Below are 15,554 nucleotides of genomic sequence, written 5' to 3'. Positions count from 1 at the left end.
CGGCCGCTGACACCCGCCCGGCCCGTGCCCCCGCTCACGTGGGGGCCGGGCGGGAGGACGGCAGGTCGCCCGGACCCCGGATCAGGTAGAGCCCGGTGAGCAGGAAGTACGCCGCGAGGCTGAGCACCGGGTCGACGAAGGAGATGCCGAACGCGACCACGTAGAGCACCGGACCGAGCAGGAACCGGCGGGCCACGGCGCGGGCCAGCCGGGGGTCCAGCCCCGGGTCGAGCAGCCGGCGGCGGCGGGCCCACCACCAGCTCAGGTTGAAGAACAGCGCCTCACCGAGCACCGTGCCCACGTAGAGCGCGGCGGTCAGCCGCTGGTCGGCGACGGTGCCCCGCAGGTTGTCGGCGAGCAGGCTGGCCGCGAACGGGATCGCCGCCACGAACAGCAGCAACAGCAGGTTGAGCACGAGCAGCAACTGGTCGACCTTGACCACGTACCGCCACATGTTGTGGTGGGTCAGCCAGACCTGCCCGACGATCACGAACGTGATCACGTACGCCAGGTAGGCGGGCCACTCGTGGAACAGCGCCCCGGGCAGATCCTGCCCCTCGGGCCGCTGCGGGCTGAGTTGGAGCAGCTCCACCGCCATCAGGGTGAGCACGATCGCGATCACCGCGTCGCTGAACGCCTCCACCCGCGACGCGTCCCGCTCCTTCTCCCGCCGATGCCCAAACTCATACTCGTCCTCCTCCCCCTCACCCCCCACCCCCCTCACCTCCCACCCTCCCCCCTCCATTGCCTGTGTCGATCATGGAGTTGTGGTGCCCGGGATGTGCCGGTTCAGGGCCTCTGTGGCCCAGCACAACTCCATGATCGCCGGAAACGGGGGTGGGACGGGGGTGGGGGACGGGAGGGGGTTAGGGGCGGGTGGCGCGGATCTTGTGGCCGACGCTGGTCAGGCAGCGGCCGGAGGGCAGGTCGAACTTCCAGCCGTGCAGCTGGCAGGTGAGCTGGTCGCCCTCGACGATGCCGAACCGGGTCAGGTCCGCCTTCAGGTGCGGGCAGCGGCGCTGCACCACCCAGTCGCCCAGGGTGACGTCCTCGGCGTCGACGGCCCGCTCGTGCTCGTCGTACCAGCCCTCGGCGTACTGGAGGCGCTCGGTGGACAGGCACTTGAAGAAGGCGTAGACGAACTCGTTGTACTGCCCGATCCGGGCCGCCGAGAACCGGCAGGACAGGAAGAGCGAGTTGACCCAGTCAACCTCGTCGATGTACAGCAGGTGCTCGATCAGCGCCCGCTCGGTACGGAACCGGTACCGGACCTTCTCCTCGGCGTACGGCCGGACCTGCTTGCCCGGGAAGTCCACGACGATCGACTCGATCTCGGAACCGTCGTAGCCGACCAGGTCGAAGCGGACCGGGCCGCCGACCCCCTTGGCCAGGTAGATCGACTCGTCGAGCAGCGGCTCGATCCGGCGCTTCATCCCGGCCAGGACATCGATCTCGGGGTGCCGCCAGGACGCCTTCTCGGCCTCGATGACGCCGCGCTTACGCTCCCGCATCTCCTCCAGGTGGGCCTTCTTGTTGGCGAAGAACTCCTCGACCGGCTGCGGGTGGGTGGTGGTCGCGCCGGAGGTGGTCACCTCGGCGACGCTGCCCGGCAGCAGCACGATGCCGTTGGTGCCGCCGACCTTCGCGTACTCGGACAGGAACACCGACTGGTCCGGGAAGATGTTGCCCTCGTCGCCGTGGATGTCGTTGAACTGCCACAGCGCGTCGTCGAGGAAGCACGGCGGGCCGGCGATCGGGAAGACGTGATCGGCCTTCAGGTCGTCGATGTAACGCCAGGTGCGGTCGAACTGCCGCTCCCGCTTCTGCTTGCCGAACGCGGTCTTGGCCGCCTGCGGCAGCTCGTAGACCATCGGGTACCAGATCGCGCCCGAGAACTGGAGCAGGTGCGCGTGCACGTGGCCCAGCTCGGCGAAGACGGTCAGGTCGGTGGGGCGGGCGTCGTTCTGGTTGAGCAGCCGGACCCCGTCGTACTCCACCCAGAGCGACGAGTCGCCGATCGGGCCGTCGGTCGGGCTGGTCAACGCCTGAATCATGATCTTCAGGCCGCCGTCCAGCTCCACCACCTGCTCGTTGGGGGCCCGCAGGAACTTCGTGAAGCCCAGCGCCCGCAGCTCGTCCTCCATCTCGGAGGTGGGGAACTCGGGCAGCAGGACGGTGGCGTCCTTACTCACGAACTCGCGCAGGTGCTTGGCGTCGAAGTGGTCCCGGTGCAGGTGCGACACGTACAGGTAGTCGACCCGGCCCAGGGTCTCCCAGTCGAGCAGGGAGTTGTCGGGGAACGGGAACCACGAGGCGAAGTAGGCCGGATTGACCCACGGGTCGCACAGGATGCTGCCCGCAGCCGTGTCGATCCGCATGCTGGCGTGTCCCGTACCGGTCACTCGCACCGCAGTCCCCCTCAAACAGACAATCAAGGTGTACGTCAGAACGCTACCGGAGGCAGTGTGGTCGACGGCCCGCGACGCCGGTAGAGCCGACCCGCCCCACCGGGAAGGGGTCCATCGGCCCGGGTGCCGCCCCGGCCAGCCGCCCACCCGGTCGCGTGGTCCTGCGCCGCAGCGCGCCCCCAGCAGGGCGGACCCCGCACCGGGCCCGGGGCGGGGCGTGCCAGACTAACCGGAGATCCGATCGCGAGGGAAGGACCGACAGTGGCAGGAAGCGAGCCGGTAACCGCGCCAGATCAGCACAGGCCCGGGCACCGCAAGGCCGGGCGGATCGGCGCGGTGCTCTCCGCGTTGGCGCTGCTGGCGATGCTGTGCGGCAACCACGAGGGCAAGGTCGAGGAGATCTGGCTGGTCGGCCTGGCCGTGCTGTTGCTGGCGATCGTCGTCGGTGACGCCGTGCTGCGTCGCAGCGGGCTGCGCTCCTGACGCACCGCCCCCGCAACGCCACGAGGGCCCATCCCCGGCCGGGGATGGGCCCTCGTCACGTGTGGTGGATCACCTGCCGAAGAGGATGTCCTGCACGTCCTTGAGCGCGGCGTCGACCTCGGCCTCGAAGTAGCCGCCCGGCACCAGCGGAAAGCGCAACGTGTCCAGGTCCTTCGGGTTCACCGGCATCTGGTTGCGGCCCTGCATGCCCCCGAGCAGGCTCTCGAAGAACCGGTCCACCTGGTCCGGGTCGTACCCGCTGCCGAACCGGCGCACCTGGAAGCTGCGTCGGATCTGGTCGACCCGGTACAGCTCGCTGCCCGGCGGGCCGGCCATCGGCGGGCCCACCATCGGCGGGCCACCGACCGGCGGACCCATCGGCGCGGGCGGGCCACCCAGCGGCGGACCACCCAGCGGCTGCGGCGGCATCGGCGGCGGGCCCACCGGGCCCCGGCCACGCATGTCCCGTGGGTCGCGCTCAAGCATCCGGTCCCGCTCGGGCATCCGGTCGTGCTCGGGCATCCGGTCCAGCATGCGGTCGTGCTCGGCCATCCGGTCCGGCATGCGGTCCCGCTCGGGCATCCGGTCCCGGTCCAGCATGCGGTCCCGCTCGGGCAACCGGTCCCGCTCGGGCATCCGGTCCCGGTCCGACATCCGGATCTCGGCGGTCATGTCGGCGCGGCCGTGCCGACCGGCCTCGAACCCGTCGAACCGCTGCTCGTCGGGGGGCCCGTAGCCACTGCCCGGACCGGCCGGCAGGCCACGCGGCGGCGGACCGCCGTGTCCCATCGGCCCACCCGGACCGGGGCCCATCGGCCCACCCGGACCGTGCGGCCCACCCGTACCCGGCCCCAACTGGCCGCGCGGGGCGTCGTAGCCGCCACGAGGGGCGTCGTAGCCACCGGCGAAGGCACCCGTCGGCTCGTCGTAGCGGCTGCCGTAACGGTCGGGCGGGCCGGGCTGCGCCGGCATGGCACGCGGCGGCATCGGCGCTGGGGCCGGCGGGAGGCCCCGGTGGTCGTCACGCATCGGCGGGGCGAGTCGGTCCGCGCCGCGTGGGTCGGCACCGCGGCCACTCGGGGTGGACCGCTCCTCCAGCTCGGCCAACTGCCGCTCCACCCGGTCCAGGTGCAGGTCGACCTGCCACTCGTCGTAGCCGTTGAAGCGGACCCGGAAGACGACGTCGTGCACCTCCTGGGAGGCCACCGGAGCACCGACCGGCTGACCGGCGAGGGTCGCCTCAACCCGATCCAGGAAGGCGTCGACCTCGTCGACCTTGTAGCCCCGGCGGAGCGCCTTACGCCGGAAACGCTGACCCTGACTCGCCACTATGTCTCCTGGTCTCGTACCGCTACGCCCGGTCGCGCCCCACGCGCCGCCTCGCTGTCACTGTCCCCCGCCGCAGCCAACTGCCCGCACGCACCGTCGATCTCACGCCCCCGGGTGTCACGCACCGTGGTGGACACGCCGGACTCGCGTAACCTTCTGACGAACTCCCGTTCCACCGGCTTGGAGCTGGCGTCCCACCGGCTGCCCGGCGTCGGATTGAGCGGGATGAGGTTGACGTGCGCCGACCGACCGGCCAACAGGCGTCCGAGCAGGTCGGCCCGCCACGGTTGATCGTTCACGTCCTTGATCATCGCGTACTCGATCGACACCCGGCGCCCCGTCGTCGCCGCGTAGTCCCACGCTGCGTCCAGCACCTCGGCTACCTTCCAGCGCTGGTTGACCGGCACGAGTTCGTCGCGCAGCTCATCATCGGGCGCGTGCAGCGACAACGCAAGGGTCACCGAGAGGTCTTCGCTGGCCAGTCGGCGGATGGCAGGCACCAGGCCGACCGTGGAGACGGTGATGTGACGCTGCGACAGACCCAACCCCTCGGGGGCCGGCGCGACCAGCCGCCGGATCGCCGTGACGACCCGGGAGTAGTTGGCCAACGGCTCACCCATCCCCATGAACACGACGTGGGAAAGCCGGGGCGGCGACCCGGCCACCGCGCCCGAGGCGGCGACCCCGGCCAGGTAGACCGCCTGGTCGACGATCTCGGCGGCGGACAGGTTACGGGTCAGCCCGGCCTGGCCGGTGGCGCAGAACGGGCAGGCCATCCCGCACCCCGCCTGGCTGGAGATGCAGACGGTCACCCGGTCCGGGTAGCCCATCAGCACGCTCTCCACCAGCGAACCGTCGTGCAGCCGCCACAGCGCCTTGCGGGTGGCGCCGTCGTCGCAGGCCAACTCGCGGACCGGGGTGAGCAGCCGGGGCAGCAGCGCCCCGGCCAGCCGGTCCCGGCTGGCCGCCGGCAGATCGGTCATCTCGGCCGGGTCGCGGACCAGCCGACCGAAGTAGTGGTGGGAGATCTGCCGGGCCCGGAAGGCCGGCTCACCCAGCTCGGTGACGAGCGCCCTGCGGCCCGGCAGATCGAGATCGGCGAGGTGCCGGGGCGGCATCGCCGGGCGGCGGCCGGGGGCGTCGGGGTCAACGGGGATCACAGGCAGGCTCGTCATGGCTGGTCCAGTCTGTCACGCCGTGTGCCGCAGCCGCCCGGCCGGAGGTGCCGAATCGACAGCCACCGCCGGGACCGCCCGGGTGGTACGGCGTGATTCATCCCTCAGCCCACCACCGGAACGAGGACCGCCAGCAGCAGATAGGCGGTGGGTACGGCGAACAGAATCGAGTCCAGCCGGTCCATCAGCCCCCCGTGCCCCGGCAACAGGCTGCTCATGTCCTTCACGCCCAGATCCCGCTTGATCATGGACTCGGCGAGGTCGCCCAGCACCGCCGCCACCGAGACCGCCATGCCGAACAGCGCGCCCCACCAGGGAGCCACGTCGAAGAGCAGCCAGAGCAGCAGGGCACTGCCGACAGCCGCCGCGACGAGCGAACCGGCGAACCCCTCCCAGGACTTCTTCGGGCTGATCCGCGGCGCCATCGGATGCTTGCCGAAGTTCGCCCCGGCGGCGTACCCGCCGGTGTCGGAGAGCACCACGCCGACCACCGTGACCAGCACCCGCAGGTGTCCGTCGCCGGGGGCAGCCGCGAGCAGCGCCGCGAAACCGCCCAGGAACGGCACGTAGACAGCGATCAGGGTGGCCGCGGTGATGTCCCGTTGGAAACCGGCCGGGCCGTCCCCCAACCGCCAGATCATCGTGCCCAGCACGGTGACCAGCAGGCCCAGGCTGAGCGCATCCGGGCCGGCGAACCAGGCCAGCCCGATGGTGAGCACGCCACCGGCGAGCAGCGGCACCAGCGGCGGATGGGCGCCGCTGCGCCGCACCGCGCGGGCCATCTCCCAGATGCCGACCCCGATCGCGGCGGCCAGCACGGCCAGGAAACCGGGGAGGAAGAAGAACAGCGGCACCAGGACCAGCGCACCGAGCCCGAGACCGACCCCGATCGCGGCCGGCAGGTTGCGTCCGGCCCGGCCGGTCGACGGCTGCGGGGTGGCCGGCCGGTCGGCGCTGGCCCGCCGCCGCCCCGGGGACCGCCGGCCGGGCGGCGGCTCCGGCGGGTCGGCGTCGTCCCCCGGCCGGGCGGCGTCGTCGCGGACCGGGACGAACGGCGAGGTGGGCGCGGCGTCGTCGCGGACCGGCGTCAGGTGGGCGGTCGGGGCCTCGTCGGCGCGGACCGGGGGCAGCTGCGAGGTCGGGGTGTCGTCGGCGAACGGCCGGCCGGCCGCCGGATCGTACGGACCGTCAGGCGACTCGTCGTGCCGACGCACGGGGGGCCGGGGCGGGGCCTGCGGCACCGCGGACAGCTCGGTGCCTGACTGCCGGGGGGACCACGGTTCGACCTCCCGGTCCGGCCAGGGCAGCGCCGGGGGACTGTCGGACCGCTCCCAACCACGGGGCTCGGTGCCGCTGTAGGGGTCGAGGGGGGACATCACGTGCCGGACGACGGTACGAGTGCCACCACATGACGCAAGACCACAACCATCCCCTACCCGCGTGACAACGTCGGTTGACCGGCCCGACGGCCGGTCGATCCCCGCCGTTCACCGCCCGGTGGCCGGGAATCGTGCCGAGCCTACTGCACGGGCCGGCCGGGCACGGTGGACGCCGGGCCCGGCGGCCAGCGGTGGCGTCCGTGCCGCCCGACCGACGCCCCGTGCCGTCGGCCCGTCACCGCACGGAACCGGTGGGCCCCCGCGTGGTGGCCCGCCGGCCGGTGCCCCTCGACGACGACGGCACCGGAGCGACGCCGCCGTGAGGCGGTGCCGCGCCGGTGCCGTGGCAGCCGGGAGATCAGACTTCGAGCAGCTCCGACTCCTTGTGCTTGACCAGCTCGTCGACGGTGGCGACGTACCGCTGGGTCAGGTCGTCGAGTTCCTTCTCGGCGCGGCGGCCGTCGTCCTCGCCGACCTCGCCGTCCTTGACCAGCCGGTCCAGCTCTTCCTTGCCCTTGCGGCGGATGTTGCGGACCGCCACCTTGGCTTCCTCACCCTTGTGCCGGGCCACCTTGATCATTTCGCGGCGGCGTTCCTCGGTCATCTGCGGGAGCAGGATGCGCAGCTGGTTGCCCTCGTTGTTCGGGTTCAACCCGAGATCCGAGTCGCGGATCGCCTTCTCCATGGCGTTGATCTGCGAGTTGTCGTACGGCTTGATGATGACCATGCGCGGCTCCGGCACCCCGATGGACGCCATCTGGGGCAGCGGGGTGGGCGTGCCGTAGTAGTCGATGACGACCTTGGAGAACATGGCGGCGTTGGCGCGACCGGTACGGATGGCGCCGAACTCCTCCTTGGCGTGCTCGACCGCACGCTCCATCTTTTCCTCGGCCTCGAGGAGGGTGTCGTCGATCACCGGTCTCCTCGCCTCCTTCTGTTGCTCGTCGTGGGCTGATCTGCTGATCTGATGCGGAGGACCGCTGCGGTGGCCGGCGGGATCGGTCAGGCGGTGATCAGCGTACCGATCTTGTCGCCGCCGACCGCCCGGATGATCGTGTCCTCGCCCTGGGCGCCGAAGACCAGCATCGGCAGCCCGTTCTCCATGCAGAGGCTGAACGCCGCCGCGTCGGCCACCCGCAGGTTTCGCTGCAACACCTCGGAGAAGGTGATCGAGTCGAACTTGCTGGCGGCCGGGTCGATCCGGGGGTCGGCGCTGTAGACGCCGTCCACGCCGTTCTTGCTCATCAGCACCACGTCGGCGCGGATCTCCAGTGCCCGCTGGGCGGCCACCGTGTCGGTGGAGAAGTACGGCATCCCGGCACCGGCCCCGAAGATGACCACCCGACCCTTCTCCAGGTGCCGGATCGCCCGCAGCGGAATGTACGGCTCGGCGACCTGGGCCATCGTGATCGCGCTCTGCACGCGCGTCTCGATGCCCTCCTTCTCCAGGAAATCCTGCAACGCCAGGCAGTTCATCACGGTGCCGAGCATGCCCATGTAGTCGGCGCGGGCCCGGTCCATGCCGCGCTTCTGCAACTCCGCACCGCGGAAAAAGTTGCCGCCACCGACCACCACGGAGACCTGCACACCACGGCGGACCACGGTGGCGATCTGCCGGGCGATGGCCTGCACGACGTCGGGGTCGACACCGATCGCCCCACCGCCGAAGACCTCACCGGAGAGCTTCAGCACCACCCGACGGGCACGGCCGGGCGGCGGCGCCGTCGGGTCGTCCGCCTCCAGGCTCCGGTCGTTCACAACCTGCGTCATCCGCCCCGCCCCTCCCGCGCGCGCGTCGACCGCGCCGCGTCACCGCGTACCTGCCCGATGCCGACCCTATGTGACGAGGAGGCCGCGGTGCCTGTCGCGTACACCAGCGGCCTCCTCGTCGACGTTGCGTGCCCGTCCCGGCGCGCAACGCGCCCGGACGGTGGCGGCTCAGGCCTGGCCGACCTCGAACCGGACGAAGCGGGTCACCTCGATGCCCGCCTCGGTCAGCACCTGCTTGACGGTCTTCTTGTTGTCGGAGACCGACGCCTGCTCGATCAGGACGTAGTCCTTGAAGAAGGCGTTCACCCGGCCCTCGACGATCTTCGGCAGGGCCGCCTCGGGCTTGTTCTCCTCGCGGGCGGTCTGCTCGGCGATGCGCCGCTCGGACTCGACGACCTCGGCCGGCACCTCGTCGCGGGTGACGTACTTCGGGCGCATCGCGGCGATCTGCATCGCGGTGCCCCGGGCGTCGGCGTCGGCGGCCTCGTCGGACTTGCCGGTGTACTCCACCAGCACGCCGACGGCCGGCGGCAGGTCCTGGCTCTTGCGGTGCAGGTAGACCGCGACGGTGCCGTCGAGCTTGGCGAAGCGGTTCAGCACCAGCTTCTCGCCGATCTTGGCGGACTGCTCCTGGATCAGGTCGGCGACGGTCTTGCCGTCCAGCTCGGTGGCGAGCAGTTCCTCGGCGGTGCCGACGCCGCTGCGCTCCCCGTGCTCGACCAACTGCTGGGCCAGCGCGACGAACGCGTCGGTCTTGGCCACGAAGTCGGTCTCGCAGTTGAGCTCCAGCAGCGCCTTGCCGGAGTGCGCGACGAGGCCGTTGGCGGCGGTCCGGCCGGCCCGCTTGCCAACGTCCTTGGCGCCCTTGACGCGCAGGATCTCGACGGCCTTGTCGAAGTCGCCCTCAGCCTCGGTGAGCGCCTTCTTGCAGTCCATCATGCCGGCGCCGGTGAGGTCGCGGAGCTTCTTGACGTCCGCGGCGGTGAAGTTGGACATGACTCTCTCTTCGGTGTTGAGACTGCGGTGGGTGGTCTGAGGTGGCGGGCAACCCGGCCCCGGGGCCGGAGCTGCCGGCAGTGACCGCCGCATCCCGCCGCCCGAACCGGCGGCGGGATGCGGCGGCGCGGTCACTCGGCGGCGGCGGTGGCCGGCTGCTCGGTGGTGACGGCGGGCTGCTCGGCGGCAGCCGGCTCCTCGGCCTTCTTCGGCTCGAGCAGCTCGCGCTCCCACTCGGTCAGCGGCTCGTCGCTGCCGACCTGGCCCTCCGGCTTCTCGTCGCCACCACGACGCCGGCCGGAACGGGCGATCAGACCATCGGCGACGGCGGCGGCCACGACCTTGGTCAGCAGCTCGGCGGAGCGGATCGCGTCGTCGTTGCCCGGGATCGGGAAGTCGACCTCGTCCGGGTCGCAGTTGGTGTCCAGCACCGCGATCACCGGGATGCCCAGCTTGCGGGCCTCGTCGACGGCGATGTGCTCCTTCTTGGTGTCGACGATCCAGACCGCGGCCGGGAGCTTCTGCATGTCCCGCAGACCACCGAGGGTCTTGGTGAGCTTGGTCTTCTCGCGGAACAGCTGAAGGGTCTCCTTCTTGGTGTAGCCGGCGGCGGTGCCGGTCAGGTCACCCAGCGCCTCCAGCTCCTTCATCCGCTGCAGCCGCTTGTACACCGTCTGGAAGTTGGTCAGCATGCCACCGAGCCAGCGGTGGTTGACGTACGGCTGACCGACCCGGGTCGCCTGCTCGGAGATGGCCTCCTGAGCCTGCTTCTTGGTGCCGACGAACAGGATGCTGCCGCCCTCGGCCACCGTGTTGCGCACGAAGTCGTACGCCTTCTCGATGTAGTCGAGGGTCTGGCGCAGGTCGATGATGTAGATGCCGTTGCGCTCGGTCATGATGAAGCGCTTCATCTTCGGGTTCCAGCGCCGGGTCTGGTGCCCGAAGTGGACACCGCTCTCCAGCAGCTGACGCATGGTCACGACGGCCATGGTGGGGTACTCCTCAAGATCCCTGGTTGTTCCGCCCGACCGGTGGCCGGGCGTCCTGGCGCCTGGTCGCCGGCCATGGTGGGCCCGACGGGATCGGGACCAGGGAGGCCGTCGCCCCACGACGAGACGTGGGGAGGGCACGCGAGGTCGACCGCGCAAGGCGGTCGCCAAGAGCCCAGTGTACGCCCCCACCCCGCCACCCGGCCCCGGGCTCCCCTCCGGCGAAAGGACGGCCCCGGCACGGGCGGCTGGTGGGCCTGTTTCCCCCCGCATCGACCGGTCCCGGCAGGTGGGCCTGTTTCCCCCCGCATCGACCGGTCCCGGCTGGTGGGGTATGGGCGGGCTTCCCGCGCACCGGCGGTCCCGGCGGTGGTGGCACGCCGGACGGTGCAGGGGGTCAGCGGGCGGCCAGTGCGGCGGCGACGAAGAGGACCAGCCCGACGGTGAGGTAGGCGGTCGGCGGGCGCAGCCAGCCCCGGTCGCCGTCGGCCATCGCCAGCCCGCCGGCACGCAACCCGTACAGGCCACCGGCGAAGATCGGCAACCCGACCACCAGGAAGATGCCCACGACGACGTGTGACACCGGGACCGGATCGCCGGTCAGGCCGTGCAGCAGCACCCGCAGCGCCGGGATCTCGAAGACCAGCACCGACAGGCCCAGCAGCGCCGCCAGCGCCGGCCGCCGGGTGCGGTACACGCCGTCGGAGGCCGGCCCACCCGTCCGGTACGCCCCGTCGGGGCCGGCCACGCCGTCGGGACGGGGCACGACCGGCGTCATCGGGCCGGTCGGCACCTCCAACGGGGAGGGCTCGGCCGACCGGTTCGGTTCGACGATCGGATAGTTGCCCAGCGCCGCCGGCCGGGCCGGCTCGGAGCCGGCCAGCGGACCGGCCCCGCCGACCCCCAGCACGCCGGAGTCGGCGGCGAACCGACCCGTGCCGCCGTCAGCCGCGCCGAGCCGACCGGCACCACCCGACCGGCCCGGGTCGCCGCCACCCCGGTCCACCCCGGGGCCGGTCAGCAGGCCCGCCCCGGTGTCACCGGCACCCCGTACCGGGAGGCCACCGAGCGCCCCGACACCGGTGTCGCCGCTCGACCGGGCCACGCCGAGCGGGCCGGTCCCGGTGTCACCCACGCTCCGCCCCAGGCCGGTGTCCGTCAGACGGCCGGTCCCGGTGTCACCCACACTCCGCCCCAGGCCGGTGTCCGTCAGACGGCCGGTCCCGGTGTCGCCGATGCCCCGGGGCGAGCCGCCGAGCGCTCCCGTGCCGGTGTCCCCGAGCGGACCGGAGTCGGCGACGCCGGCCTCGCGGGCGGCCCGTCGACCCACCCGGTCGGTGGGAAGTTCACCGGATACCTCCGGTTCGTCCCGACGGAGCCTGGTCGGCCGGTATCCGGCGGAGTCGCCCCCACCGTCACCCAACGGGTCGGCCGCGTCGAAGCGCCCCGGATCGAGGCGGTTCGCGTCCGCGTACCGGCCCTCTTCGGCGGCCCGCTGGTCGGGTGTGCGCAACTCGTCGTACCGGCGCACCCCGCTCGCCGTCCGCCAGTCCGGGTCGTCGTATGCGCGGTCCCGGCCGGCCGGGTACCAACGCGACTCCTGATCTTCGGGGTAGCTCCGTCGTGCGTCCACGTCCGGCACCGTATGCGACCGACCCGTCCGACGCCATTCGCAGGTCGGGCCGCTCGGCAGGACCGATCGGACGGATCATCCCCGGTGGCCGACCCACCCCGGAGCAGGGCATATCCGGGTTTCCATAGCACGTCGCGGCCTTGATCGTCCGTTCGTCCACAGGCCCCCGGGTTGTCCACAGCCGGGACCACGGGGGTCGCGTCCCGCCCACCACCACCCGGACCCTGGCGGTCATGACCAACCGGAACCAGGCGATCGGCGCGTACGGCGAACGGTGCGCCGTACGCCATCTGATCGGGGCCGGGCTGCGCCCGGTGGCCCGCAACTGGCGCTGCCGCGCGGGCGAGATCGACGTCATCGCCTGGGACGGCCCGGTACTCGCCTTCTGCGAGGTGAAGACCCGCCGGGGGGACACCTACGGCAGTCCCGCCGAGGCGGTCGTCCCGGCCAAGGCCCGACGGTTGCGCGGGCTCGCCGTCCGCTGGTTGGCCGAGACCGGGACCACCGCCGACGAGATCCGGTTCGACGTCCTGTCGGTTCGGCTGCCATCGGCCGGGCCGGCCCGGGTCGAGCACCTCAAGGGGGCCTTCTGATGACCGGCGGGAGCCGGGACGACGACCGGCGGACCGGCGGGTGGGTCCGGTCGGGGGTGGCACGGTGAGCTACGCCAAGGTGCTCGGGGTGGGGTTGGTCGGCGTCACCGGCCACCTGGTCGAGGTCGAGGCGGACCTCTCCCCCGGGCTGCCGGCGGTGGTCATCTCCGGGCTGCCGGACACGGCCCTGCACGAGGCACGGGACCGGGTCCGGGCGGCCGTGGTCAACTCGGGGCAGCGCTGGCCCAACCGTCGGATCACCCTCAATCTGCTGCCCGCCACGCTGCCCAAGTACGGCTCGGCCTTCGATCTGGCCATCGCGGTCGCCCTGCTCGGTGCCGCCGGTGAACTGCCGCTGCTGCCGGTGGAGGGGGTGGTGGTGCTCGGCGAGTTGGGGCTCGACGGGACGGTCCGGCCGGTCCGTGGCGTACTGCCGATGGTCACCGCCGCCGTGCGCGCCGGGCTGGACCGGGTGGTCGTACCGGTGGGCAACGCGGCGGAGGCGGCGGTGATCCCCGGGGTACGGGTCCGCGCTGTCGACACCCTGCACCGGCTGGTGGCCTTCATCCGGGACGGCACTCCCTTGCTCGAACCACCCCCACCCGGCCCCGTCGAGGCGGTGGCCGGGCCGGATCTCGCCGACGTCGCCGGGCAGGGTCTGGGACGACGCGCGGTGGAGGTGGCGGCGGCCGGCGGACACCACCTCTCCCTGCTGGGGCCACCCGGTGCCGGTAAGACGATGCTGGCCGAGCGGTTGCCGTCGATCCTGCCGGAACTCGACGACGCCGCCGCGCTGGAGGTGACCGCGCTGCACTCGATCGCCGGCATCCTGCCCCCCGACGGCCGGCTGCTGCGCCGTCCACCGTTCCAGGCACCGCACCACTCGGCCACCATGGCGTCCCTGGTCGGCGGCGGCTCGGGACTGGCCCGGCCGGGGGCGCTGTCGCTGGCGCACCGGGGTGTGCTCTTCCTCGACGAGGCCGCCGAGTTCAGCAAGGCCGCGCTGGAGGCGTTGCGGCAACCACTGGAGAGCGGGCAGGTGCACCTGACCCGGGCCCGGGGCGGCACCCGGTATCCGGCCCGGGTCCAGTTGGTGCTGGCCGCCAATCCCTGCCCCTGCGCCCGGCCCGGGGGCGACACGCTGTGCGAATGCAGTCCGCTGGCGCGCCGGCGGTATCTCGGCCGGCTCTCCGGTCCCCTGCTCGACCGGATCGACGTACAGGTCAGGGTGCTGCCGGTGCGGGCGGCCGAGCTGATGGGCACCGACCCGGACGGTGAGCCGTCGGCGGCGGTCGCCGCCCGGGTGGCGGCGGCGCGCGGGGCAGCCGCCGAACGGTGGGCTGCGGTCGGGCACCGGCTCAACGCGGAAGTGCCCGGCCCGCTGCTGCGCCGCCCACCGTGGCGGCTCGCCGCCGGGGCGACCGCCGAGTTACGCGGTCGGCTCGACCGGGGTTCGCTCTCGGCCCGGGGCTTCGACCGGATCATCCGGCTCGCCTGGACGATCGCCGACCTCGACGGCCGGACCCGGCCCGACCGTGACGACGTCCGGGAGGCCATCGGCCTCAGAACAGGGGAGGAAGCGTGACCAGCATCGAGGACCTGCACGCCCGGGTGGCGCTGACCTGGCTGGCCGAGCCGGGCACCCGGTCGGTCCACCAGCTGGTGGGTCGGCTGGGTGCGGTGGACACCCTGGAGCTGCTGCTCGACGGTGGGGCGCCCGACGACACGTTGCGGGCGACGGTGGCGGCCCGGCTGGAGGCCGGCGACCCCAGGGCGGTGGCCGCCGAGGCGGTGGCACTCGTCGACCGGCTCGGCGCGCGGATCGTCTGTCCGGCCGACGACGAGTGGCCCGCCCCGCTGGGTGACCTGGAACGGCTCGAACTGCCCGGGGCGACCCGGAAGGTCGACCGGGAGACCGCCCCACCGCTGTGCCTGTGGGTACGCGGTGGATGGCCGCTGGCCGAGGTGCTGGACCGCTCGGTCGCGGTGGTCGGCGCACGGGCCGCCACCGGGTACGGCGTGCACGTCGCCACCGAACTCGGGTACGGCCTGGCCGACCGGGAGTGGACGGTGGTCTCCGGCGGCGCGTTCGGCATCGACGCCGCCGCCCACCGGGGCGCGTTGAACGCCGGTGGGGTGACGGTGGCGGTGCTGGCCTGCGGGGTGGACCGCCCCTACCCGATGGGCAACTCCGCGCTGTTCGACCGGATCGCCGAGACCGGCCTGCTGGTCAGCGAGTGGCTGCCGGGTGCCGAGCCACTGCGTCCCCGCTTCCTGGTCCGCAACCGGGTGATCGCCGCCGGGACCCGGGGCAGCGTGCTGGTCGAGGCGGCGGCCCGCAGCGGAGCAGCCCAGACCATGCACCGGGCGATCGCCCTCCGCCGTCCCTCGATGGTGGTGCCCGGCCCGGTCACCTCGGCGCTGTCCGTCGGCGCACACGAGCTGCTCCGCGAGTACGGGGACACCCGGCTCGTCACCGGGCTCGCGCACGTGCTGGAGGAGGTGGGCCGGATCGGAGTCGACCTGGCGCCGCCCGCCCGGGGTGCGGCCCGCCCGACCGACATCCTCGACGACGAGGCGACCATGGTGCGCGAGTCGATGCCCCGACGCGGCACGGTTGGCGCGGACGTGCTCGCCGCCCGGGCCGGCGTTCCGGTCCGGACGGCGTTACGCAAACTCGCCCTGCTGGAGGAGTTGGGCCTGGTGGCCCGCCGGGACGACGGCTATGCCCTCACCCGGCCCCCGTCACGCTGAGGTGGAGGCGACGGATGCCACCCGAAGGTGCCACCCCGGTGGACG

The 15,554-nt window shown here is 72.6% G+C and carries 14 protein-coding genes; 4 read left to right on the top strand and 10 right to left on the bottom strand.

All coding sequences use genetic code 11. The features are described 5' to 3' along the window. Positions 1-34: 34 nt before the first annotated feature. Together JQN84_RS03340 and JQN84_RS03335 are read right to left on the bottom strand one after the other, a co-directional pair. Positions 35-715 (bottom strand): TMEM175 family protein, encoded by a 681-nt coding sequence (locus JQN84_RS03340; RefSeq protein ID WP_307820981.1) that lies wholly within the window; start codon positions 713-715, stop codon positions 35-37. Positions 716-866: 151 nt separating this feature from the next. Continuing rightward, positions 867-2,408: a Rieske 2Fe-2S domain-containing protein gene (locus tag JQN84_RS03335; protein ID WP_204956888.1), complete on the bottom strand. Its 1,542-nt coding sequence runs from the start codon at positions 2,406-2,408 to the stop codon at positions 867-869. Positions 2,409-2,669: 261 nt separating this feature from the next. Between JQN84_RS03335 and JQN84_RS03330 the strand changes: the two genes are divergently transcribed. Beyond that, on the top strand, positions 2,670-2,891 hold the full coding sequence (locus JQN84_RS03330) for a DUF2631 domain-containing protein (protein ID WP_204956887.1): 222 nt from the start codon (positions 2,670-2,672) through the stop codon (positions 2,889-2,891). 69 nt (positions 2,892-2,960) lie between these two features. On the opposite strand, the gene JQN84_RS03325 is transcribed toward JQN84_RS03330, so the two are convergent. From JQN84_RS03325 to JQN84_RS03290, 8 genes are all read right to left on the bottom strand, one after another. Continuing rightward, positions 2,961-4,220, bottom strand: a complete 1,260-nt coding sequence (locus JQN84_RS03325; protein ID WP_204956886.1) for a DivIVA domain-containing protein — start codon at positions 4,218-4,220, stop codon at positions 2,961-2,963. Continuing rightward, entirely contained in the window at positions 4,220-5,395 is a 1,176-nt protein-coding gene (gene rlmN / locus JQN84_RS03320; RefSeq protein ID WP_204956885.1) for a dual-specificity RNA methyltransferase RlmN, read from the bottom strand. The genes JQN84_RS03325 and rlmN overlap by 1 nt, the downstream gene beginning before the upstream one ends. Positions 5,396-5,499: 104 nt before the next feature. Beyond that, entirely contained in the window at positions 5,500-6,771 is a 1,272-nt protein-coding gene (locus tag JQN84_RS03315; protein WP_204956884.1) for a phosphatidate cytidylyltransferase, read from the bottom strand. A 361-nt stretch (positions 6,772-7,132) separates the two neighbouring features. Then, positions 7,133-7,690: a ribosome recycling factor gene (gene frr, locus JQN84_RS03310; protein ID WP_204956883.1), complete on the bottom strand. Its 558-nt coding sequence runs from the start codon at positions 7,688-7,690 to the stop codon at positions 7,133-7,135. 86 nt (positions 7,691-7,776) lie between these two features. Continuing rightward, entirely contained in the window at positions 7,777-8,544 is a 768-nt protein-coding gene (gene pyrH / locus JQN84_RS03305) for a UMP kinase (protein WP_239484643.1), read from the bottom strand. A gap of 168 nt (positions 8,545-8,712) precedes the next feature. Then, positions 8,713-9,540, bottom strand: a complete 828-nt coding sequence (gene tsf / locus JQN84_RS03300; RefSeq protein ID WP_204956882.1) for a translation elongation factor Ts — start codon at positions 9,538-9,540, stop codon at positions 8,713-8,715. Between the two features lie 131 nt (positions 9,541-9,671). Further along, entirely contained in the window at positions 9,672-10,529 is an 858-nt protein-coding gene (gene rpsB / locus JQN84_RS03295) for a 30S ribosomal protein S2 (RefSeq protein WP_204956881.1), read from the bottom strand. A 397-nt stretch (positions 10,530-10,926) separates the two neighbouring features. Further along, on the bottom strand, positions 10,927-12,162 hold the full coding sequence (locus JQN84_RS03290) for a hypothetical protein (protein WP_372445884.1): 1,236 nt from the start codon (positions 12,160-12,162) through the stop codon (positions 10,927-10,929). 233 nt (positions 12,163-12,395) lie between these two features. On the opposite strand from JQN84_RS03290, the gene JQN84_RS03285 reads away from it, so the two are divergent. The 3 genes from JQN84_RS03285 to JQN84_RS03275 all read left to right on the top strand — a co-directional run bounded on the left by JQN84_RS03285 (position 12,396) and on the right by JQN84_RS03275 (position 15,509). Then, positions 12,396-12,755: a YraN family protein gene (locus JQN84_RS03285; RefSeq protein ID WP_204956879.1), complete on the top strand. Its 360-nt coding sequence runs from the start codon at positions 12,396-12,398 to the stop codon at positions 12,753-12,755. 64 nt (positions 12,756-12,819) lie between these two features. Continuing rightward, the gene (locus JQN84_RS03280) at positions 12,820-14,340 is read left to right on the top strand and encodes a YifB family Mg chelatase-like AAA ATPase (protein ID WP_204956878.1); all 1,521 of its coding nucleotides are present in this window, start codon (positions 12,820-12,822) and stop codon (positions 14,338-14,340) included. After that, positions 14,337-15,509, top strand: coding sequence for a DNA-processing protein DprA (locus tag JQN84_RS03275; RefSeq protein ID WP_204956877.1), 1,173 nt, complete (start codon positions 14,337-14,339; stop codon positions 15,507-15,509). Before JQN84_RS03280 ends, JQN84_RS03275 begins: the two co-directional genes overlap by 4 nt. Positions 15,510-15,554 lie beyond the last annotated feature (45 nt).

The organism is Micromonospora humidisoli (assembly GCF_016900955.1).
GTDB classification, from domain to species: Bacteria; Actinomycetota; Actinomycetes; order Mycobacteriales; family Micromonosporaceae; genus Micromonospora; species Micromonospora wenchangensis.
This window is presented reverse-complemented; position numbering and strand designations above follow the sequence as displayed.